This is a genomic window from Klebsiella sp. WP8-S18-ESBL-06 (genome assembly GCF_014169755.1).
GTDB lineage: Bacteria > Pseudomonadota > Gammaproteobacteria > Enterobacterales > Enterobacteriaceae > Kluyvera > Kluyvera ascorbata_B.
Window position 1 is genome coordinate 3,778,079 of record NZ_AP022256.1, and the last position, 21,590, is coordinate 3,799,668.

19 protein-coding genes are annotated in these 21,590 nt (G+C 56.8%); 5 read left to right on the plus strand and 14 right to left on the minus strand.

What is annotated here, in order from left to right:
• Positions 1–93 precede the first annotated feature (93 nt).
• Positions 94–636, plus strand: a complete 543-nt coding sequence (locus tag H7R76_RS18090) for a SadB/YajI family lipoprotein (protein WP_106928038.1) — start codon at positions 94–96, stop codon at positions 634–636.
• 306 nt (positions 637–942) lie between these two features.
• Positions 943–1,806, plus strand: coding sequence for a nucleoside-specific channel-forming protein Tsx (locus H7R76_RS18095; protein WP_106928040.1), 864 nt, complete (start codon positions 943–945; stop codon positions 1,804–1,806).
• A gap of 89 nt (positions 1,807–1,895) precedes the next feature.
• On the opposite strand, the gene H7R76_RS18100 is transcribed toward H7R76_RS18095, so the two are convergent.
• The 7 genes from H7R76_RS18100 to queA all read right to left on the minus strand — a co-directional run bounded on the left by H7R76_RS18100 (position 1,896) and on the right by queA (position 8,231).
• Positions 1,896–2,003, minus strand: a complete 108-nt coding sequence (locus H7R76_RS18100; protein ID WP_035895150.1) for a type I toxin-antitoxin system toxin Ldr family protein — start codon at positions 2,001–2,003, stop codon at positions 1,896–1,898.
• A gap of 298 nt (positions 2,004–2,301) precedes the next feature.
• On the minus strand, positions 2,302–2,649 hold the full coding sequence (gene yajD, locus H7R76_RS18105) for an HNH nuclease YajD (protein ID WP_035895149.1): 348 nt from the start codon (positions 2,647–2,649) through the stop codon (positions 2,302–2,304).
• A 116-nt stretch (positions 2,650–2,765) separates the two neighbouring features.
• Positions 2,766–3,737: a protein translocase subunit SecF gene (gene secF / locus H7R76_RS18110; RefSeq protein WP_182929396.1), complete on the minus strand. Its 972-nt coding sequence runs from the start codon at positions 3,735–3,737 to the stop codon at positions 2,766–2,768.
• A 10-nt stretch (positions 3,738–3,747) separates the two neighbouring features.
• Positions 3,748–5,595: a protein translocase subunit SecD gene (gene secD / locus H7R76_RS18115; RefSeq protein ID WP_106928044.1), complete on the minus strand. Its 1,848-nt coding sequence runs from the start codon at positions 5,593–5,595 to the stop codon at positions 3,748–3,750.
• A gap of 27 nt (positions 5,596–5,622) precedes the next feature.
• Positions 5,623–5,955, minus strand: a complete 333-nt coding sequence (yajC, locus tag H7R76_RS18120; RefSeq protein ID WP_002890398.1) for a preprotein translocase subunit YajC — start codon at positions 5,953–5,955, stop codon at positions 5,623–5,625.
• A 22-nt stretch (positions 5,956–5,977) separates the two neighbouring features.
• Complete coding sequence (gene tgt, locus H7R76_RS18125) at positions 5,978–7,105, minus strand: tRNA guanosine(34) transglycosylase Tgt (RefSeq protein WP_106928046.1); 1,128 nt, start codon at positions 7,103–7,105, stop codon at positions 5,978–5,980.
• Between the two features lie 55 nt (positions 7,106–7,160).
• Complete coding sequence (queA, locus tag H7R76_RS18130; protein WP_182966004.1) at positions 7,161–8,231, minus strand: tRNA preQ1(34) S-adenosylmethionine ribosyltransferase-isomerase QueA; 1,071 nt, start codon at positions 8,229–8,231, stop codon at positions 7,161–7,163.
• Between the two features lie 91 nt (positions 8,232–8,322).
• Between queA and acpH the strand changes: the two genes are divergently transcribed.
• Together acpH and H7R76_RS18140 are read left to right on the plus strand one after the other, a co-directional pair.
• The gene (acpH, locus tag H7R76_RS18135) at positions 8,323–8,904 is read left to right on the plus strand and encodes an ACP phosphodiesterase (protein WP_106928050.1); all 582 of its coding nucleotides are present in this window, start codon (positions 8,323–8,325) and stop codon (positions 8,902–8,904) included.
• A 171-nt stretch (positions 8,905–9,075) separates the two neighbouring features.
• The gene (locus H7R76_RS18140; protein ID WP_106928052.1) at positions 9,076–9,678 is read left to right on the plus strand and encodes a peroxiredoxin; all 603 of its coding nucleotides are present in this window, start codon (positions 9,076–9,078) and stop codon (positions 9,676–9,678) included.
• Positions 9,679–9,725: 47 nt separating this feature from the next.
• Here H7R76_RS18140 and H7R76_RS18145 read toward each other — a convergent pair whose 3' ends face one another.
• The 5 genes from H7R76_RS18145 to H7R76_RS18165 all read right to left on the minus strand — a co-directional run bounded on the left by H7R76_RS18145 (position 9,726) and on the right by H7R76_RS18165 (position 17,011).
• A complete protein-coding gene (locus H7R76_RS18145; protein ID WP_182966006.1) occupies positions 9,726–11,120 on the minus strand; it encodes a DUF3999 domain-containing protein in 1,395 nt (464 codons plus the stop codon).
• Positions 11,107–13,743, minus strand: coding sequence for a DUF2339 domain-containing protein (locus tag H7R76_RS18150; RefSeq protein ID WP_182966008.1), 2,637 nt, complete (start codon positions 13,741–13,743; stop codon positions 11,107–11,109). Before H7R76_RS18150 ends, H7R76_RS18145 begins: the two co-directional genes overlap by 14 nt.
• A 136-nt stretch (positions 13,744–13,879) precedes the next feature.
• Positions 13,880–15,748 (minus strand): amidohydrolase, encoded by a 1,869-nt coding sequence (locus tag H7R76_RS18155; RefSeq protein ID WP_182966010.1) that lies wholly within the window; start codon positions 15,746–15,748, stop codon positions 13,880–13,882.
• A gap of 20 nt (positions 15,749–15,768) precedes the next feature.
• Entirely contained in the window at positions 15,769–16,311 is a 543-nt protein-coding gene (locus tag H7R76_RS18160; protein WP_182966012.1) for an antibiotic biosynthesis monooxygenase, read from the minus strand.
• Between the two features lie 58 nt (positions 16,312–16,369).
• Complete coding sequence (locus tag H7R76_RS18165; RefSeq protein WP_106928062.1) at positions 16,370–17,011, minus strand: hydrolase; 642 nt, start codon at positions 17,009–17,011, stop codon at positions 16,370–16,372.
• A gap of 272 nt (positions 17,012–17,283) precedes the next feature.
• Here H7R76_RS18165 and H7R76_RS18170 point away from each other — a divergent pair, with 272 nt between their 5' ends.
• Positions 17,284–18,186 (plus strand): LysR family transcriptional regulator, encoded by a 903-nt coding sequence (locus H7R76_RS18170; RefSeq protein WP_106928064.1) that lies wholly within the window; start codon positions 17,284–17,286, stop codon positions 18,184–18,186.
• Here the strand turns inward: H7R76_RS18170 and malZ are convergent.
• Complete coding sequence (gene malZ / locus H7R76_RS18175; RefSeq protein ID WP_182968027.1) at positions 18,180–19,997, minus strand: maltodextrin glucosidase; 1,818 nt, start codon at positions 19,995–19,997, stop codon at positions 18,180–18,182. The two genes, H7R76_RS18170 and malZ, sit on opposite strands and share 7 nt — an antisense overlap.
• Positions 19,998–20,153: 156 nt before the next feature.
• A complete protein-coding gene (proY, locus tag H7R76_RS18180; RefSeq protein ID WP_182968029.1) occupies positions 20,154–21,506 on the minus strand; it encodes a proline-specific permease ProY in 1,353 nt (450 codons plus the stop codon).
• Positions 21,507–21,590 lie beyond the last annotated feature (84 nt).

The window sequence follows — 21,590 nt, forward strand, 5'->3', positions numbered from 1 at the left end:
ACAAAGGCAGCTGTTTTTGAGACAATGGATCGATGCGATAAACCGCATTGCGCGCTAACATTGCGTTATCCCGAAAAGAAGGAAACAGACAGAATGACAAGACGTTACCTAAGAATAGCCCTGCTGGGAAGCCTCGTCAGCCTGAGCGCCTGCGCGCAGCAGTCGGAAGTGAGACAAATGCACCAGAGCATTAGCGCATTGAGCAGCGAGATGACGCAGCTTAACAAAGAAACGGTGAAGATTACCCAGCAAAACGCGCTGAATGCAAAATCGACCCAGGGGGCGTATCTGCTGCCGGGCGCCAACACGCCGGCTCGACTGAATAGCCAGATTGGCACGCTGCGTATGTCGTTGCGTAACGTCGCCGCTAACGCCCAGGGCACGGCGTTAACGCTGCGTATTCAAGGGGAATCCAACGATCCGCTTCCGGCGTTTACCGGCACCGTCGAATGGGGACAGATCCAGGGCACGACCGAACGCTATCAGGAAGTGAACGTACAGAATCAGCTGTTCTCCGCCCCGGCTAGCGTGCTGGCACCCAGCGACGTCGATATTCCTCTGCAGCTGAATGGCGTCACGCCAGATCAACTGGGCTTCGTCCGTATTCACGACGTCCAGCCCGCCGGCGTACAGTAATCTTTTACCCGGCGCTGTAAACGATAAACGCGTTATAGCGCCGCCCTCAGCGATGCCCTCTTCCTTTACACTGCCCATGCTTTGCGTATGTAAACATTTGCAATAATTCACTCCATAAGTACAATCCCCGCGTCTAAACTACGCAAACGTGAACGCAATCGATTACGCGTTTGAAAAATGTGTGAAGTGTGACTGATTTTCGTGAGCAAGGATTCATATAATAGGCTCGCAGAAACATGAAACATTTAGAAAAGCTTCGGTGATAAAAATCACTCTCTTTCGAATTTTTTTATTAGTGGCATAAATATGAAAAAAACATTACTGGCAGCCGGTGCCGCGCTGGCGCTTACCGCATCTTTCACTGCTAACGCAGCAGGCGACTCTCAGCCGCAGTATGTCTCTGACTGGTGGCATCAGAGCGTAAACGTGGTAGGTAGCTACCACACCCGTTTCTCCCCGAAACTGAACAACGACGTTTATCTGGAGTACGAAGCCTTCGCCAAGAAAGACTGGCTGGACTTCTACGGCTATATCGATATTCCGAAAACCTTCGACTGGGGTAACGGCAACGATAAAGGCGTATGGTCTGACGGCTCCCCGCTGTTCATGGAGATCGAGCCGCGCTTCTCTATCGATAAGCTGACCGGTGCCGACCTGAGCTTCGGCCCGTTCAAAGAGTGGTATATCGCCAACAACTACATCTACGATATGGGTGACAACAAGGCCAGCCGCCAGAGCACCTGGTATATGGGTCTGGGTACTGATATCGACACCGGCCTGCCAATGAGCCTGTCCATGAACGTGTATGCTAAATACCAGTGGCAGAACTACGGCGCAGCGAACGAAAACGAGTGGGACGGCTACCGCTTCAAAGTGAAATACTTTGTACCGATTAGCGACCTGTGGGGCGGCAAGCTGAGCTACATCGGCTTCACCAACTTCGACTGGGGTTCAGACCTGGGCGATGAACCAAACCGTACCAGCAACTCTATCGCGTCCAGCCATATCCTGGCGCTGAACTACGATCACTGGCACTACTCTGTTGTTGCCCGTTACTTCCATAACGGCGGCCAGTGGCAGGGTGGCAATACCCTGAACTGGGGCGAAGGCGACTTCAACGCGAAGTCTACCGGTTGGGGTGGTTACCTGGTTGTAGGTTACAACTTCTAAGTTCGACACCGCAAAAAAGGCCAGAGGTTACCCTCTGGCCTGTTTCGGGCGCATGCTGCCACGCAGGCGGCAGGTTCGCCCACCTCACCTTATCTCTGACTATGCCACCAGCCTAAAAACAGACCTGTCGCAATACCGACCAGCGTTGGTGCTGCCAGATCGTGCCAGACAATAATGCAAACTTCCGTGAGCGTCATACAGCCGCCTTGGTTGCAATGGCAACGGTTCGCGGCTATCCTCAACTTGTCTAGAGATAGGATTGCCCCCGTTATGTTGCCGGTTTATACCAAACAACGTGCGGGGGTTTTCTCTTTCCAGCGACAAGGCCACCGGGGATCAAGCCCCCGCAACATTGCGCCTCACCGGGTACACCCGGCTTGCCGCCGATTCTACGCTTATCACGGCTATCTGCATGACTTTAAAACGAAAAAATCCCAATCTTGCGATCGGGATTCCAGCGATGATGTATACGTTACAGCGCGCCCGCGGTGCCGCTTATTTCTTTTTGTTCAGCATCGCTTTCAGGTCTGCAAACGGGTTATAGGTCGCTTCACCGACATCTTTCTGCGCATCTTCCCCGGCCACCACCGTTGAACCGTACTGGTCCGCCTCGGTATATTTTGAGTGCTCGTGATCGTGGCAGAACAGGCACAGAAGCTCCCAGTTGCTGCCATCTTCCGGGTTATTGGTATGGTCGTGATCCATATGATGAACCGTCAGCTCACGCAGGTTGGAGTAGACGAACTCGCGCGAGCAGCGCCCGCACACCCACGGGAACAGTTTCAGCGCTTTTTCACGGTAGCCGCTTTCCAGCCGCACGTAGTTTTTTGGGATGATGGCCATAATGACTCGATATGTCGTGTTCAAGGTAAGGGAATACGCACAGTCTAAATGGGCAATAAAAAAGCCGCAACACCCTACGGCGTTGCGGCTTTTATTCGTGCCCTGAGTGCGGCAGATTACGGCAGAATAGACGGCTGATCCGCCCCTTCTTTCTCGACTTTCTGCTGCAGCATGTGCTCGCGCTTCATACCCAGCTTCAGCGCCAGCGCCGATGCCACGTAGATAGACGACGCAGTACCGATGGAAACACCGATCAGCATGGTCAGCGAGAAGCCTTCCAGTACCGGACCACCGAAGAGGTACAGCATCAGAATCACCACTAACGTCGTACCGGAGGTAATCAACGTACGGTGCAGCGTCTGGGTCAGCGACACGTTAAAGATTTCGTAAGGCGTACCGCGACGAATCTTGCGGAAGTTCTCACGAATACGGTCAGATACCACGATACTGTCGTTGAGCGAGTAGCCGATGACCGACATCAACGAGGCCACGATGGTCAGGTCAATCTCAATCTGGAACAGCGACAGGATCCCAAGCGTGATGATCACGTCGTGCGCCAGCGAGATAACGACCCCCGCCGCCAGTCGCCACTCAAAGCGGAAACCGACGTACACCAGGATAGAGATCAGCGCCACCAGCAGCGCCATCGCGCCGGTTTGCGCCAGATCGGCCCCTACGCTAGGCCCCACGAACTCAATACGCTTCACCGCGGCGTTCTGGTTGGTGGACTCGTTAATCACGCTCAGCACCTTGCTGCCCAACACCTGGCCGCCGTCCGCCCCTTTTGTAGGCGGCATACGTACCATAATGTCATGGCTGCTACCGAAGTTCTGCAGAAGCGGGTCAACAAAGCCCGCTTTCTCCAGCGCATCGCGCATCACGTCCATCTCAGCCGGTTTTTCCAGCGTGATTTCAATCACCGTACCACCGGTGAAATCGAGACCCCAGTTAAAGCCGCGTACGCCCATCACGACGATGGCCGCAATCAGCAAGACGCCAGAGATGCCGAAAGCCCAGTAGTCCCAGCGCATAAAGTCATAGACTTTACGGCCGTGGTTCAATTGTTCAACAGTATATTCCTGTGCCACATCGCACTCCTCAGATTGACAGCTTGTTGATGCGTTTGCCGCCATACAACAGGTTTACGATGGCACGAGTACCTACAATCGCGGTAAACATCGACGTTGCAACACCGATACCGGTCGTAATCGCGAACCCTTTAATGGCACCGGTACCGACTGCGTACAGGATCAGGACTTTAATCAGCGTCGTGATGTTCGCATCGAAGATGGAACTGAACGCGCCGGCATAGCCCTCGTTGATCGCCTGCTGGACCGAACGCCCGTTGCTCAACTCTTCTTTGATACGTTCGTTGATCAGAACGTTAGCATCGACCGCAACGGCAAGGGTTAACACAATCCCCGCTATCCCTGGCATACTCAACGTTGCGCCAGGCAGCAGCGACATGATACCGACGATCAACACCAGGTTAGCAATCAGCGCGCTGGTCGCAATCAGACCGAACTTCTTATAGAAGAAGATCATAAACAGGATAGAGACCACCAGGCCGGCCAGACAGGCTTCCAGGCCCTGCTTGATGTTCTGCATACCCAGCGTTGGGCCGATGGTACGCTCTTCCACAATCTGGATTGGCGCAATCAACGCACCCGCGCGCAGCAGCAGCGACAGCTGACGTGCTTCATTCGGGTTGCCGATACCGGTGATACGGAAGCTGTTACCCAGGCGAGACTGGATGTTGGCGATGTTAATCACCTCTTCCTGTTTCACCAGCACGGCGCGGCCGTTGGCGTCCTTCTTACCGCTGTCTTTGTACTCCACGAACAGGGTCGCCATCGGCTTACCGATGTTGTCCTTAGTGAAGTTAGACATGATGTTACCACCCGCGCTATCGAGTGAGATGTTCACCTGTGGCTGGTTGTACTCATCCTGGCTCGAAGTGGAGTCGGTGATATGGTCACCGGTCAGAATCACACGCTTGTACAGCACAACCGGCTGGCCTTCGCGGGTGTTTTTCACTTCAGAGTCGCCCGGCACGCGGCCAGATGCGGCAGCCGCCTGATCGACGTTGGTATTGACCAGACGGAATTCCAGCGTCGCGGTCGCGCCCAGAATCTCTTTGGCTCGCGCCGTATCCTGAATACCCGGCAGCTCAACCACAATGCGGTCAGCACCCTGACGCTGAACTACTGGCTCAGCAACGCCCAACTGGTTAACACGGTTACGCAGAATGTTAATGTTCTGCTGAACCGCGTACTCACGCGCTTCGCTCAGACGAGCGTCGGTCATGACCGCACGCAGCGCTGTACTTCCCTGCGCGCTAATCACCATATCGCGGTGACGCGGGGTCAGGTACGCAATCGCCTGGTCGCGAGCGTTAGCGTCACGGAACGTAATGCTCAGACCGTAGTTGTCTTCTTTACGAACGTTGGAATACGGGATGTTTTTCTCACGCAGATCGCTGCGCAGACTGTCGATATTTTGTTCCTGCAGCTTGCCCAACGCGGTGTCCATATCCACTTCCATCAGGAAGTGAACGCCACCACGCAGATCAAGACCGAGCTTCATCGGCTCTGCGTGAATCGCAGCCAGCCAGCGCGGCGTTGCCGGAGCAAGGTTAAGCGCCACGACATATTTGTCACCCAGTACGCTCATCAACGCTTCACGCGCGCGCAGCTGGATGTCGGTGGTGTCGAAGCGCGCAAGAATTGCGCCCTCTTCCAGTGCCACAGACTTAGCGGTAATTTTTTCTTCTTGTAACGTTTTCTGGACCTGGATCAGCGTTTGCTCACTGGCGGCGACACCGCGCACGCCAGTGATTTGAACGGCCGGATCCTCACCATACAGGTTGGGAAGTGCGTAAAGCAGGCCGACGATAATCACGACGACCAGCATGATGTACTTCCACAAAGGATAACGGTTTAACACGGCAGTTCCCTTTGGGAAAACGGAATATTACAGCGCCTTCATGGTGCCTTTCGGCAGAACGGCAGCTACGAAGTCACGTTTGATAACCACTTCAGTGGTGTCGTTCAGTGCGATAGCAATGTAGCCAGTTTCCGCTACTTTGGTCACACGACCTACCAGGCCACCGTTAGTCAGGACTTCATCGCCTTTTGCGATGGAGTTCATCAGATTTTTGTGCTCTTTGGTGCGCTTTTGCTGTGGACGCAGGATCATGAAGTAGAAAATCAGACCAAATACCACCAGCATCAGAATCAGAGACATCGGGCTTCCCTGCGCCGGAGCACCTGTTGCCGCTACCGCATCAGAAATAAAAAAGCTCATTAAATTTCCCTCATTATTAAAATTAATCAACGTTCAAAGGTGGAACGGAGCGCCCCTGACGTTGGTAAAAATCGGCCACGAAGCTCTCTAATTTACCCTCTTCAATAGCCTTGCGTAAACCAGCCATTAAGCGCTGGTAGTAACGAAGGTTATGAATGGTATTGAGGCGCGCGCCCAATATTTCGTTGCAACGGTCAAGATGATGCAAGTATGCACGTGAATAATTGCGACAAGTGTAGCAATCACACTCGGCATCGAGCGGGCTGGTATCGCTTTTATGCTTCGCATTGCGGATTTTCACCACGCCGTCGGTCACAAACAGGTGACCGTTACGGGCGTTACGCGTTGGCATGACGCAGTCAAACATATCGATACCGCGGCGTACGCCTTCAACCAGATCTTCCGGTTTGCCCACCCCCATCAGGTAGCGCGGCTTGTCGGCCGGAATCTGCGGGCAAACGTGCTCCAGAATACGGTGCATGTCTTCCTTCGGCTCGCCGACCGCCAAACCGCCGACAGCGTAGCCATCAAAGCCTATCTCTACCAGACCTTTCACGGAGATATCACGTAAATCTTCGTAAACGCTGCCCTGGATGATGCCAAACAGCGCATTTTTGTTACCCAGACCGTCAAAGCGGTCACGACTGCGTTTTGCCCAGCGCAGAGACATCTCCATGGAGCGCTTCGCGTAGTCCCAGTCCGCCGGGTACGGCGTACATTCGTCGAAGATCATCACGATGTCGGAACCGAGATCGTACTGAATCTCCATGGATTTTTCCGGATCGAGGAAAATCGGATCGCCGTTGATCGGGTTGCGGAAATGCACGCCCTGCTCGGTGATCTTACGGATATCGCCCAGGCTAAAGACCTGGAAACCGCCGGAGTCGGTCAGGATTGGGCCTTTCCACTGCATGAAATCGTGCAGGTCGCCGTGCAGCTTCATGATTTCCTGACCCGGGCGCAGCCACAGGTGGAAGGTATTGCCGAGGATAATCTGCGCGCCGGTGGCTTCAACTTCTTCCGGCGTCATGCCTTTCACGGTGCCGTAAGTCCCCACCGGCATAAAAGCAGGCGTTTCCACTACGCCACGATCGAAAACCAGGCGGCCGCGGCGAGCGCGACCGTCTGTGGTGTCCAGTTCAAATTTCATCTTCACTCCTGCGTCAGAAAAACAGTCCGACGTTTTAAACACTCATGTCGCGGCGTTAATCCCCGACACGCTCAGAAATAGCCTGCGGATTGTACGTGATAAACATGGCATCACCGTAACTAAAAAAGCGATATTCCGCTTTTACGGCTTCATGATAGGCGTTCATGGTGTTTTTATAACCAGCAAACGCCGATACCAGCATAATCAGCGTTGATTCCGGCAGATGGAAGTTGGTGACCAGCGCATCAATCACCTGGTATTGATAGCCAGGGAAAATAAAGATTTGCGTATCGCCGAAGAAGGGCGCAATCAGTTCATCTTTTGCCGCCTGCGCTGCGCTTTCCAGCGAACGCACGGAGGTGGTGCCAACCGCCACCACGCGGTTGCCGCGCGCTTTCGCCGCCAGCACCGCATCCACCACGTCCTGCGGCACTTCCGCATATTCGGAGTGCATGATGTGGTCTTCAATACTATCGACGCGCACCGGCTGGAAAGTGCCCGCACCCACGTGCAGCGTCACGAATGCCATCTCGATGCCTTTCTCACGAAGCCTGGCCAGCAGCGGCTCGTCAAAATGCAGACCCGCGGTCGGTGCAGCAACGGCGCCAGGCTTTTCGCTATAAACGGTTTGATACAGCTCGCGGTCGGCATCTTCGTCCGGGCGATCGATATACGGCGGCAGCGGCATATGGCCGATGGCGTTGAGGATATCCAGCACGCTGCGCGCATCGTCAAATTCCACTTCGAACAGCGCATCATGGCGCGCAACCATCATTGCTTTGATGCTCTCGTCGTCGCCCAGCAGCAGCTCGGCGCCCGGTTTCGGCGCTTTAGAGGCGCGAATATGTGCCAGAATACGTTTATCATCCAGCATACGCTCGACCAGCACTTCAATCTTGCCGCCGCTGGCTTTGCGGCCAAACAGGCGCGCCGGGATCACGCGGGTGTTGTTAAAGACCAGCAGATCGCCAGGGTTGAGCTTATCGAGCAAATCGGTGAAAGTACCGTGCGTCAGCGCGCCCGTTGGCCCGTCCAGAGACAGTAAGCGACAGCTGCTGCGCTCGGCCTGCGGGTAGTGGGCAATCAGGGATTCAGGTAATTCAAAGGAGAAATCGGTAACGCGCATGACTGTGACTCTGGGCTTAATAATGAGGCGGGTAGTCTAGTGCCGGGGCGTCGTCCCTGCAACCCTTACCCCTCTGGATAAAGAACAATCAATGAATTTTCTCGCACACCTGCACCTCGCACACCTCGCCGACAGTTCGCTGTCGGGAAATTTACTGGCCGATTTTGTGCGCGGCAACCCGCAGCAGGACTATCCCGCCGCGGTCGTTGACGGTATTCATATGCACCGACGCATTGACGTGATGACCGACAGCCTGCCGCAGGTGAAAGCGGCCCGTGAGTGGTTCCGTCCGCAAACGCGCCGCGTTGCCCCCATTTCGCTTGATGTCATGTGGGATCACTTTCTGTCGCGTCACTGGGCGCAAATTTCGCCGGATATCGCCCTTACCGACTTTGTGCACTATGCCCATGCGGAAGTTACCCACATTCTACCGCAGGCCCCGGCGCGTTTTATTACCCTCAACGAACACCTCTGGTCAGAGCGCTGGCTGGAGCGCTACAGCGACATGGATTTCATCCAACGCGTCCTCAACGGCATGGCCAGCCGCCGCCCTAAGCTCGACGCCCTGCGCGATTCATGGCACGACCTCGACGCCCATTATGCCGGGCTGGAAACCCATTTCTGGCAGTTTTACCCGCAAATGATGCTCAAAGCGAAAAACAAAGCGCTATAGCCCTTGCGCTATGACCAGGAACAGCTATGCTTATTCTTTTGGGAAAAATAAAATATCAATAGACAAAACCTATCTAATTAATTGTCATAGCCTTTTTGTGTTAACCGCCTTCTCCCCCTATACTGGCCCGCGTTGCGTTCCATTAACCTTATAAATTCAAAGGAGAACCCCATGGTTCTGGTTACTCGTCAAGCGCCTGACTTCACCGCTGCAGCGGTACTGGGCAACGGTGAAATCGTTGAGAAATTCAATTTCAAACAGCACACCCAGGGTAAAGCCACCGTTCTGTTCTTCTGGCCGATGGACTTCACCTTCGTCTGCCCGTCTGAGCTGATTGCCTTCGACAAACGTTACGAAGAGTTCCAGAAGCGCGGCGTTGAAGTGGTTGGCGTCTCTTTTGACTCCGAATTTGTTCACAACGCATGGCGTAACACCCCGGTCGACAAAGGCGGCATCGGTGCGGTGAAATACGCGATGGTGGCTGACGTTAAGCGTGAAATTCAGCAGGCTTACGGTATCGAGCACCCGGACGAAGGCGTTGCGCTGCGCGGTTCCTTCCTGATCGACGCTAACGGCATCGTGCGTCACCAGGTGGTTAACGACCTGCCGCTGGGCCGTAACATTGACGAAATGCTGCGTATGGTTGATGCGCTGCAGTTCCACGAAGAGCACGGCGAAGTGTGCCCGGCACAGTGGGAAAAAGGCAAAGAAGGTATGAACGCGTCTCCGGACGGCGTGGCGAAATACCTGAGCGAAAACGTCTCCAGCCTGTAATCGGTTGAATTGAAAAAAGGCTCGCCATGGCGAGCCTTTTTTATGGCTTAATCCGCACGTTCTTTTTTCACTTCCCGCCAGATTCGCCACGCCATAAACGCCAGCACGGCCACCCCAAGTATCAGTGCCCCCCACACCAGCAGCGTTTGCCACTGGCTTTGCTGTTCGCCAACCGACGTTGCCGTCAGCCGCGCGTCTCCGCCAAGCGTGACGTTATCGCCAGGAACCGCCCACGGAAGCTCGTTGATGGGCTGCGTTGTACGCAGCGAGGCCGGAATCAGTAAATCGAGCCCGACATCGGCCTGCTCTGCGGCCCGATTTCCCCACGCCAGCACATAGGGGCCTTTGCCCTGCGCGTTAAACACCAGTTGATAGCTGTCGCGCGCGCCGCTCAGCGCGGGAAGCGCCTGCGGTAATCGCGCGCTGACGGTTTTCATCCTGATGGCCTGAATGCGTTGGCCGGAGAAAAGAATATCTTCTGCGCGTTTCCCCTCCAGACGATACAGCACGGTTTTTGTCAGCAGTTGCCAGGGCTCATTTTCATCGCTACGCCAGGCCAGCTCCACCGGCAGAACGCCTTCGCTGGCCAGATCGATACGTAGCGACGTCAGAGGCTGCGGCCGCGTCCAGCGCCAGATGGCTTCCTCATCCGATAGCCGCTCCCCCTGAGCCATTATCACGATGTGCTCTGACTCGGGTTCGTTTGCCTCAGGGATGGCGCTGACGCTGCGTAACGCCGGCGCCGGACTTTTCGCGTCGAAGATCACCAGCAGGTAGCGATTACCTTGCGCAGAGAGCGTCAGGCTGGCGCTGATAGTGTCCATTTTCAGACGATCGTTATCGCGCGTCAGATCCAGCAACGGCGCGTCTTCTTGCACAGGCCGCCAGTTACGCAAATCACGGCTGACATAAACTGAGGCTTTACCCTGCCAGCTCTGTGCCGGCGTCTCCCAGTTAAGCCGCAGCTTCGCCAGCGAAAGCGAGTCCGTCATCGTTTCAGGCAGCGTCAATAAAAAGCTCTGTCCAATGGCGCTGACGTCATCGCTTTGCAAATGAATTTCGACCCCGCTTTTGGCGCGAAAAACCAAAGACTCACCGCCGGTTCGTGCATCATCGCGCGGCGGGGCCAGCGACATATCGAGCGGAAACAGCCGCAGCGCTATCGCCTCTGGCGTCACGCTCCGGGTTTTCTGCGCCACCAGCGCGAACGGCACCGTATCCCCCTGATGGTTAAAGACCCGCACATCGCGCAAATCCGGCCAGGCGGTGCTCTGATAGACCGTTTGCGGAAGCGAAACGCGATACCACGGCGATGTGCCTGAGGTTTCCAGCACAACGCCTGACGCATAATCCGTAGGCGATTCCTGAACGCTTTCGCTGCTGAGCGCGGCCCCCGAGGCGGCGAGCAGCACGCCGCATAATGCCGCATTAATCCATTTCATTTTTCGTCTCCTCTTTGGGCGGTAACGGCGAAAAATACCCAACGATAAGCACCAGAATCGCCACGCCAATAAACGCAACGGCACGCGCCAGGCCGCCGCCGCGGGCGCTGTCTACCAGCATCAGCTTCACAATGACTATCCCGAGCAGTACGGCGCCACACAGCCATTCCCGACGGGAGCGACGCCGCGTCGCACGCAGCATCACGATCAACGCCCCCAGCATCCAGAACAGCGCGAAACAGGTCTGAATCAGCCGCGAATGCCACAGCGCCTCCACGTTCCAGGCCACTTCACCGTACCAGGCCAGCGAGCGCAGCAGGATGCCATTCAGCCACCAGAAGCTGAGCGACAGCAGCGCAACCAGCGGCCAGGGGCGGCATAGTGAAAGCGGCGCCGGGAAGTCGCGCTGTGAAACGCGATAAAACACGATCAGCCCCAGTAGCGCAAAAGCGGCCCCCTCTTCCAGCGGATTCACCAGCGGCAGCCAGCTCTGACGATAAACCACACCATCCTGCAAATTCGTCAGCACCAGCAGGATAACCAATGCCAGCGCAACCGGAATCATCGCCTGAGAAGCGTAGAGTGCTGGCCAGACGCGGAACGGCCATCGCTGACGATGAACCGCCTCATTGACGAGGAAGATAAGCAGGCCACCCGCGGCCATCATCAGGCCACTGCCCCACGCCGCCATGCCCCATGGCAGATCCTGCGTAAACCAGAACAGCTCCGTCGCCAGCGCCAGCAAAATCATCCAGAAAAGCGACAGGTGCGCCAGTCTCGACAAACGCGATGGCAAAGCTGCGGCATCACGCCAGAGCAGCGCCCCCGCCGCGGGTAAGGCCAGACACCAGGCCAGATTCTGCCAGCCCGCGGCAAAAATCACCTGCTGCGAAATCTGCGACATCAGCACCACCAGCATCGTCGGCCACAGCAGCCATTTACTGGCATCCAGCGCCCGCCATGCCAGACGTTCGGCGACCATCCGCCAGCCCCAGACCGATATTGCCATGAGCGCCAGTACGCCAGACAGCACCAGCGAGTCTTTTTTCAGCACCAGCTGCGATGCACCAATGAGCGCAACTATCCAGAAGATCAGGCCGCCAGCCAGCAGAACCCAACTGCCCTGGCGCTGAATATGACGCCACAGCCAGGCCGCGGCCAGCCAGCTGAGGCTAAGTACCGCGAAGATCAGCATCAGGGAAAGCGCAGACGTCCCGTTCATCTGCGCCCACAGCGCGCTGCCCACGGCCAGTACCAGCAGCGCCGTGCCGCTATAGCTCATTCGCCGCTGCTGCTGCTGAACGCCCAGCCAGAGGATGCCGAGACCTTCCAGCGCCCAGGCCATCGCCGTCCAGCGTGCCGAAAGCGCCAGCGGGATAGCGAGCGTGGTGAATACCCCGCCCAGCGCCAGCGCCGCCAGCACCAGCGGCCTTCCCAAAGCCGGATAGCGACGCAGTGCCAGCCAGGCTAACGCCAGATAGAAACCGCCGTAGCCTAGCGCGCTGAGCGCCGGGCCGTATTCCATATGCCGGGTGATAGCATACTGCATACCAAAACCAATTAACGGCGGCGCAAACAACAGCACCCCATCAATAATCTGCTTACCTTTCTCCTGCGCACGTAGCGACAGCGCCACGCTCAGCACGCCAAAAAGGATCGTATTGGCTATCAGGAAAAGCTGGCAGCTCAGGTAATACTCCGGCCGATAGCCGTCGAGCCCCCAAATACCGCCAACGCCAAAGGTAAACAACAGGCCGAGGAGGTTAAGCTCCCGCCAGTGTTGCCAGATGCTAATCGCGAGAATACCGACGGAAAGCAGAAGGTAGAAAGAGAAGAGCGCCACATGGCTGCCGCCGCCGGTGGAAAGCAGCAGCGGTGCCAGATAACCGCCGAGGCTTGCCAGCATCGCGAGGCTAAGCGCTTTTTGTAAAATCGCCAGGCCCACGCTCGCCGCGCAAATGACCACCAGCAGCACGAAAGCCAGCGTGATTGGCAGCATCTGCCACAGCCGGAACGCCCCAAAGACGGTGAGATAGAGCGCCCCCGTCGCCCCGCCTTGCAGGATAAGCGCATACACCGGTTGCTTATGCCGCAGCCGCCATCCTACGACCAGCAGGACAATCGCAAACAGCGCCGCTGCCGCCAGGCGCAGCTCCAGCGGAAATAGGGAATGTTCAACCGTGTAACACAGCAGGAAAGAAAGACCGAGGAAGAGCAGCAAAATCCCCAGCTTTGCCAGCGGGTTGCCTTGCATAAACCAGCGCACCAGGGACGACATGATTCCGCCAAAAGCGGATGGCTGTTGAGCAGGCGGTTTAGGGATCGGCACCGTTTCCGTTTTAGGCTGCGCACGCCAGGGGTTTTCAGGCTCAGGGGCAACGTCGATAACGGGCGGCTTGTCAGGCATCGGCTCGGGCAGCACCGCTGCGGGTGCGACTGCCGCGGCCTGTGGCTGCGGCGCATTCGCCGCACCGCGCTGCTCAAGCTCGTCTATCCGACGGCGTAATAATGCCAGCTCTGCGCTAACGGCCGTGCTGCGCCGGAATGCAACAATCGCCAGAACCGGCACCACCACCAGCGCGAAGAATAGAACGATACAGCCAAGGGTTAGCAGTTCATCCATGTTTCCACCTTCACTGTCTATGGAAACAACAGAATGACACAAATTGTTGCATTTGTGCCATGTCTGTTAGCAAAGTGAACGGCGTTTTAGCAAAAAGAGACAGCCCCTACGCACGCGTAAGGGCTGGAAGAAAGGGTTAGAACGAGAAGCAGGAACAGCCCAGCGCGCCCCAGAACGCGCGATCGTCGGATACCGGCACGCCGGATTTACGCGCTAAGTCATGCTGGTGTCCGTGAACGCCGCAGCTCCCGCAGCACTGGTGCATCTGCACCACCGCGCCAAGATGCTCTGTTCCCGGAGGCGCAGAACGGTAGTGCCCCGGGACTTTCACCACCGGAGACCATTCCGGCAGGACCGGAATCGGCGGCGGTGCCAGCGGCGTAAAGTGCCCGGCGGCGTACACCACGCGGCCATCGACGAGGGTCATCACCGACTCAATACCTTTAATTTCCTCTTCCGGTACGCTGAAGTAATCTTTCGACAACGTCACCAGATCCGCGATCTGTCCAGCGGCGATGCGGCCTTTTTTCCCCTGCTCGCTGGAGAACCAGGCGCTGCCTGCCGTCCAGAGTTCCAACGCCACATCACGCGGCAGTCGGTTTTCGTCGTCGTACATCGACATTCCGCCAACCGTGCGCCCGGACACCAGCCAGTACAGCGCCGTCCACGGGTTATAGCTTGCCACGCGGGTTGCGTCGGTCCCTAAGCCAACCGGGACCTCCATCTCCAGCATCTTCGCCACCGGCGGCGTATGTTTCACCGCATCTTTGCCGTAGCGATCGACAAAGTATTCCCCCTGGAACGCCATACGATGCTGCACCGCAATACCGCCGCCCAGCGCCTTCACGCGCTCGATATTACGCTCGGTAATGGTTTCTGCGTGGTCAAAGAACCAGTGCAGGCCGTTAAACGGAATATCACGGTTAACCTTCTCGAACACATCCAGCATGCGGCTGATGGATTCATCGTAGGTGGCATGCAGGCGGAACGGCCAGCGGTGTTCAACCAGATGGCGCACCACACGTTCCAGCTCATCTTCCATACCCGGCGGCAGGTCCGGTCGCGGCTGCAGGAAGTCCTCAAAATCGGCTGCCGAGAACACCAGCATTTCGCCCGCACCGTTGGCGCGATAGAAATCGGTGCCCTGGCCCGGCTTGAGCATATCGGTCCAGCGCTCAAAGTCGTCCAGCTCCTGCTTCGGACGCTGGGTAAACAGGTTATAAGCGATACGAATCGTCATCTGCTTGTTGGCATGCAGCTGTTCGATAATTTCGTAATCATCCGGGTAGTTCTGGAAACCGCCGCCAGCGTCAATGGCGCTGGTCAGCCCCAGACGGTTCAGCTCGCGCATAAATTGACGAGTGGAGTTAACCTGCTGCTCCAGCGGCAGCTTCGGCCCTTTCGCCAGCGTGGCGTAGAGGATCATGGCATTCGGTTTCGCGATCAGCATCCCGGTTGGGTTGCCGTTATTGTCGCGCACGATCTCGCCGCCCGCCGGTGCCGGCGTCTCTTTGGTGTAGCCTACGGCCTTCAGCGCCGCACGATTAAGCAGCGCGCGATCGTACAGGTGCAGCACGAACACCGGGGTATCCGGCGCGGCATCGTTCAGCTCTTCCAGCGTCGGCATACGACGTTCGGCAAACTGGAACTCGCTCCAGCCGCCGACGACCCGCACCCACTGCGGCGACGGGGTACGGTCGGCCTGCTCTTTAAGCATCCGCAGCGCGTCAGCCAGCGACGGCACGCCTTCCCAGCGCAGCTCCAGGTTATAGTTCAGACCGCCGCGAATCAGATGCAGGTGCGAGTCGTTCAGCCCCGGGATCACCGTGTGACTGTGAAGATCGATAATTTGCGTGCCTTCGCCAGCGTAAGACATCATCTGCGCGTCGGTGCCGACGGCAAGGATCTTACCGTCGGCAATCGCCACCGCTTCGGCGCGGGGCTGTTGGCTATCCAGGGTATGAATCTGCCCCTGGGTTAAGATCAGTGTGGCTGTTTGTGACATAGCGTTCTCCTTGCGCCGGATCAGGCTTTTTTCAGCCAGCCGGCAAACAGGCGGGTCACGATGGGCATCCAGAGCCAGACCACCAGCGCGACCACACAGGCATCATTGATAAAATGCAGCAGCAGGGTTCCTTTGAGCGACGGCAGAAGCGAGCCCGTTATCGCGGGCACCAGGTTAGTGCTCGGGAAAATCACCAGCATGGTTATCAGGAACTGTTTCCAACGCTTAGGCTGGCGGACGTGCGCTGTCGGCGGCGTAAACCAGAATGCGGCTTCGGTACGCACTTCGGTGCGATCCCCTTCCGCCAGCAGTGGAGAAATGTCATCGACCAGCTTGCGACGCACGTCGGACTGAGTCCAGGCGTAAAGATGTTCGAGAGTATCGAAACGAATAATGATGTTCCACGCCGTCTGTCCGTCAACCGGGCGGATCACGTTTGCCCCCAGATGGCCGGGATAGTTCGCCGCAACCGGCATAATTTCGCCGAGCCAGGCTTCATACTGCGCGACGTGTTCAGGACGAATGGCGTGGGTGATGACCAGAGTGACGTGCTTTTGCGTCATGACGATAGGTTCCTTGCGCTTGCAATTCGGCGGGGTCACCCCCGCCGGTATCCTCACCTTAGGCTTTGCGCTCAGGAGCGCCATGCACCATGGTATAAGCGTAGTCCACACCCATGCCATAGGCACCGCTGTGCTCGCGCACCAGATCCATCACCGCGTCGTAGGTCTCTTTACGCGACCAGTCGCGCTGGTACTCCAGCAGCACCTGCTGCCAGGTTACCGGCACGGCGCCAGCCTGCACCATACGGTCGATAGAGCGTTCATGCGCATCCACCGAGGTCCCGCCAGAGGTATCGGTGACAACGTACACTTCATATCCTGCTTCCAGCGCCATCAGTGCCGGGAAGGTCAGGCATACTTCGGTCCACAGCGCGGAAATAATCAGTTTTTTACGCCCGGTCGCTTCCACTGCTTTCACAAAAGCCGCATCTTCCCAGGAGTTCATCGAGGTGCGTTCGATAGGCTTAACGTCCGGGTGAACGGCAAGTAATTCCGGCCAGATATAGCCACTAAAACTTTTGGTTTCAACAGAAGTGTAAATCACTGGAACATTGAATATTTTCCCAGCCTTCGCTAGCGCTACGGTGTTATTTTTCAGCGTCTGACGATCGATATTTGCCACGCCAAAAGACATTTGCGGCTGATGGTCAATAAAGATAAGCGTAGAGTTGGTTGGATTAATCAGTTCCCGAATAGACATAACATACCTTCCTAATCAATTAGTTAGTGGCAATGAGCTGTAACTGCCGTGAGCAGGCGGATCCTGAATCAGAAAGCTTGTTGAGTATAGCGGGAAATTTCTAACGAGTTATTAAAGAAAATTTACCATCCTGTGACGGGATTATTTTCTAATTGTGGAACATCAACATCTACATCAAAAAAATGCGAATGTTATATCTAATTTATTCACTGGCATTATTTCGGTCTATTCGTTAAAACTGACTAATTAATTTTTAAGGATATTTTAAGCTCATGCGCATAAATCTGGATGTTTTGCTGATCCTCGACGCTCTCGACAAATACGGTACTTTCGCCGCCGCCGCCGAATCACTGTTCAAGACCCCAGCCGCGCTGAGCTACATGATCCAGAAGCTGGAAAGCGATCTGAGCATTGAACTGCTCGATCGCTCCGGACACCGGGCCAAATTCACCGATACCGGACGCATGATGCTGGAGAAAGGCCGTCTGCTGCTGAACGCGGCAAAGGATTTGGAAAAACAGGCGCAACAGCTCAGCTCCGGCTGGGAAAAAGAGCTGGCGATCGCCCTGGATGAGTCGTTTCCCTTTTCGGCGCTGCTGCCGCACATCGAGGCATTCTACGGGCTGAACAAGCAAACGCGCCTTAACTTCACCCACCATACGCTCGCCGGTTCCTGGGAAGAGCTAACGCACAACGGTGCCGATATTATTCTCGGCGCCATCAACGAGCCGCCCACTTCCGCCGCCTGGTCGTACCGCATGCTGGGGACGCTGGACAATGTTTTTGTCGTCTCGCCCAATCACCCGCTGGCTGACGCTCAGGAAGGCTTATCCAACGAACAGCTGTGCCTGCATCGGGCGGTGGTGATAAGCGACAGCGCCCGCCATTGCCACCCGCTGCAAACCAACCTGATGGATGAACAGCCGCAGATTCGCGTTGATGATTTTCACAGTAAAGTGAAGCTGTTGCTCGCCGGGCTCGGCTGCGGTTTTCTGCCGCGCCACATTGTCAGCCCATGGCTGGCGAGCGGCGAACTGGTGGAAAAAACGGTCATCTCATTTCGTCAGAAAGATGTTGCCTACATTGCCTGGCGCAACGGCAGCGATGGGCTAGCACAGCGCTGGTGGCGGGAAACCCTGCTCGCCAGCGCTGAAATTGCGCACCTCTATCAGTGAGTGGTCCACACCGTTGCGGTGATTGCCGCCAGGGTCAGCGTGCGTTCAGCAAGCTGGCCTTCCCCTTCCCGCCGTTGCCAGCCGCTCACGGCGAGCAGCGGTGAATCCGCCAGCGTGACCTCGGCCGCATCGCCGCGGTTAATCGCCACCAGCACGCGTTCTGCACCAAGGACGCGCAGGAAAATGACCACATCGCCTTCGGCATACAGCACCTGACACGCGCCGCAGCGCAATGCCGGAGTCGCCTTGCGCAACGCCGCCAGCCGCTGATACAGCGCCAGCAGCGCGCCGTCCTGCTGGTGTTCATTCCACGGGAACGGCTTACGGCACATCGGATCGTTATCGCCATCGAGCCCAACCTCATCACCATAGTAGATGCACGGCACGCCGGGCCAGCTGAACAGCCAGACCACCGCCAGCGGTAGGCGCGCCACATCGCGGCCCAGCAGCGACTTAAAGCGCGCGGTATCGTGGCTATCAAGCTGGTTAAACATGCGCAACTGCTGCTGATGCGACAGCCCGGCGCGGTAATCCTCCATCCACGCCATGCAGGTTTGTGCATCGATGTTCTGCGGATCGTAGGAGATATCGGTGTTCGCAAGGAAGCCCCACAGCGGAAAAGTGAAGCCGCGATAGTTCATCGCCGCATCTTCCGCATCCTGCTGTAACCACTGCCGCGCGTCGCCAAAGTGCTCGCCAAAGACAAACGCATCCGGACGCGCCGCTTTCGCAGCCTGCGTAATGGCGGCCACGTGCTGAAGGTTGTTTTTCGCCCCGCCCGCCTCGCCAAGCATATGCACCACGTCGAGCCGCCAGCCGTCCATATTCCACGGCGCTTTCAGCCAGTGGCGCACGATACTGTCCTCATCGCCGTAGATATCCGCTTGCAGCGACGATGACCGATAGTCCAGCTTCGGCAGGCTGGCGTAGCCCAGCCAGTCCAGCGCCCTACCGTCGGCGGAGAAGCTGTAGCGATCGCGCCACGGCGACGTGGCATGGTGGCAGGCGCCGTGGTCACCGCACTGATGGCGGTCAAACCAGGCGTGCGTATCGCCGCTGTGGTTAAATACGCCGTCGAGAATCAGCCGCATCCCCGCACGCTGTGTAGCATGACGCAGGCGCAGCAGCGCGTCGTTACCGCCAAACTGCGGGTCAACTTCGCGATAATCTTGCGTATCGTATTTATGCACGCTCGGTGCGGTAAATACAGGATTCAGATACAGCGCGGTTACGCCCAGCGCTTTCAGGTACGGCAGTTTTTCACAAATGCCATTGAGATCGCCGCCGTAAAAGGTTGAGCCACCCGCCTCTGCGGTCAGCGGTTGGTCCCAGTCGCGCAGGATAATATCGTGTCCAGCGGCGTGATGATGGTAGACCTTATCCTGCTGCGCACCGCGCGCCTCGCCACGGGCAAAACGGTCGGGGAAAATCTGGTAAAAGATCTGATCCGCCACCCACTGCGGCCCTTCATCCGGGCAGTCATAGGCAAACAGCTCCAGCTTCGCCGGCGGAATAGCGCTGAACCCCTTAGGCGCAAACCACAGCTGACGATCACCCCACAGCAGTTTAAAACCGTAGCGGCGACGCGGCTGGCCTTCATGCAGCTTGATTTCCGCCCGCCACTGCACCACATCCGGCGCGGGCGCTTGGCTACTGCGGCGCATCGGCACCGCCATCTCTTCATTATCCACCTCCGAGCGCAGAGTTACCCGCTGCGGCAGGTTATCGCCGCGCAGCCACAGCTTAATAATCAATTTATCCTGCTGGCGTTTTATAAAGGGCGCAACCGGAAGGTGCCAGGCGTTCAACATCATTTTTCCCCCATCATCAAAATGAGCACACCTTGCCATAGGGCTATTTCACCCTACTCATCTTTTAAACTTTTTTATAGGGAGGAGGACGGGGGCGCAGATTTGGGCCATAAAAAACCCGGCGCGAGGCCGGGTTTATCAACGCTATCTTAACGATTAGCGACAGCGGCGAGTTTTAAACACCCATCCCACCAGCAGCAGCAGAATCCATGCAAACCCGACGTACAGCGAGATGCGGGTATCCGGATGGTAGCCAATCAGGCCGATGATGAACACCAGGAATACCAGCCCGATAACGGTGGTCGTCACGCCGCCAGGCACTTTGAACTTCAGCGCCTTCACTTCGTCAGCCGACAGACGGCGACGGAACGCCACCTGCGACAGCAGGATCATAATCCACACCCAAACGGTGGCGAAGGTGGCCAGTGAGGCAATGACCAGGAAGACGTTCTCCGGCATGATGTAGTTCAGATACACCGCGAACAGCAGCGCGATAGTCATCACCATCACCGTGACCCACGGAATGCCGCGGCGCGAGGTTTTCGCAAACACCTTCGGTGCGCTGCCCTGCTCGGCCATGCCGTGCAGCATACGGCCGACGCCGAACACATCAGAGTTAATCGCCGACAGCGACGCCGTCAGTACCACAAAGTTGAGGATGCTGGCCGCAAAGGTGATGCCCATATGCTGGAAGGTCAGTACGAACGGACTACCGTCGGTGCCCACCTGGTTCCACGGGTAAATAGACATAATCACAAACAGCGTGCCCACGTAGAACACCAGAATACGCATCGGCACGGAGTTGATCGCCCGCGGGATGGATTTTTCCGGGTCTTTTGCTTCACCGGCGGTGATACCGATGATTTCAATACCGCCGTAGGCAAACATCACCATTTGTAGCGACATCACCATGCCGAGCCAGCCGTTGCTAAAGAAGCCGCCGTTGCTCCACAGGTTATGAATCCCCGTGGGCTGCCCGCCGTTGCCGATACCCCAGATGATGATACCGAAGCCCGCCACGATCATGATGATAATGGTGGCCACTTTGAAGAAAGAGAACCAGAACTCCAGCTCGCCGAACACCTTCACGCTCATCAGGTTGATGGCGCAGATAATCAGCACCACGCTGAGTACCCATATCCAGTGCGGCACCGCCGGGAACCAGACGCCCATATAGATGCCGAACGCGGTCACGTCGGCAATGGCGACAATCAGGATCTCAAAGCAGTAGGTCCAGCCGGTGATATAGCCCGCCAGCGGCCCGAGGTTTTCCTGCGCGTAGCGAGAGAACGAGCTGGCGGCGGGGTTATGCACCGACATCTCGCCCAGCGCACGCATAATAATATAAGCAGCAACGCCGCCGATAATATAGGCCAGCAGAACGCTTGGCCCGGCCATCTTGATGGCGTCGGCGGAGCCATAAAACAGCCCCGTACCAATTGCCGATCCGAGGGCCATAAAGCGAATGTGACGGGTGCTTAGCCCGCGCTTCAGCTTGTTGTTTTCCATCGTTTCCAGTGCCATGTCATACCCATCATCTCCGCGCTGGCGGCATGCCGCAGCACGAACGACTTAGGTGAAAGTACCCAAAAT

Bases quoted from the DNA above. Each gene is read 5' to 3' on its own strand.
- yajD (WP_035895149.1), bottom strand. From the start codon at position 2,649: ATGGCCATCATCCCAAAAAACTACGTGCGGCTGGAAAGCGGCTACCGT.
- queA (WP_182966004.1), bottom strand. From the start codon at position 8,231: ATGCGCGTTACCGATTTCTCCTTTGAATTACCTGAATCCCTGATTGCC.
- yajC (WP_002890398.1), bottom strand. From the start codon at position 5,955: ATGAGCTTTTTTATTTCTGATGCGGTAGCGGCAACAGGTGCTCCGGCG.
- proY (WP_182968029.1), bottom strand. From the start codon at position 21,506: ATGGAAAACAACAAGCTGAAGCGCGGGCTAAGCACCCGTCACATTCGC.
- H7R76_RS18155 (WP_182966010.1), bottom strand. From the start codon at position 15,748: ATGTCACAAACAGCCACACTGATCTTAACCCAGGGGCAGATTCATACC.
- H7R76_RS18165 (WP_106928062.1), bottom strand. From the start codon at position 17,011: ATGTCTATTCGGGAACTGATTAATCCAACCAACTCTACGCTTATCTTT.
- H7R76_RS18095 (WP_106928040.1), top strand. From the start codon at position 943: ATGAAAAAAACATTACTGGCAGCCGGTGCCGCGCTGGCGCTTACCGCA.
- tgt (WP_106928046.1), bottom strand. From the start codon at position 7,105: ATGAAATTTGAACTGGACACCACAGACGGTCGCGCTCGCCGCGGCCGC.
- acpH (WP_106928050.1), top strand. From the start codon at position 8,323: ATGAATTTTCTCGCACACCTGCACCTCGCACACCTCGCCGACAGTTCG.
- H7R76_RS18170 (WP_106928064.1), top strand. From the start codon at position 17,284: ATGCGCATAAATCTGGATGTTTTGCTGATCCTCGACGCTCTCGACAAA.
- H7R76_RS18090 (WP_106928038.1), top strand. From the start codon at position 94: ATGACAAGACGTTACCTAAGAATAGCCCTGCTGGGAAGCCTCGTCAGC.
- H7R76_RS18145 (WP_182966006.1), bottom strand. From the start codon at position 11,120: ATGAAATGGATTAATGCGGCATTATGCGGCGTGCTGCTCGCCGCCTCG.
- malZ (WP_182968027.1), bottom strand. From the start codon at position 19,997: ATGTTGAACGCCTGGCACCTTCCGGTTGCGCCCTTTATAAAACGCCAG.
- H7R76_RS18160 (WP_182966012.1), bottom strand. From the start codon at position 16,311: ATGACGCAAAAGCACGTCACTCTGGTCATCACCCACGCCATTCGTCCT.
- H7R76_RS18140 (WP_106928052.1), top strand. From the start codon at position 9,076: ATGGTTCTGGTTACTCGTCAAGCGCCTGACTTCACCGCTGCAGCGGTA.
- H7R76_RS18150 (WP_182966008.1), bottom strand. From the start codon at position 13,743: ATGGATGAACTGCTAACCCTTGGCTGTATCGTTCTATTCTTCGCGCTG.
- H7R76_RS18100 (WP_035895150.1), bottom strand. From the start codon at position 2,003: ATGACGCTCACGGAAGTTTGCATTATTGTCTGGCACGATCTGGCAGCA.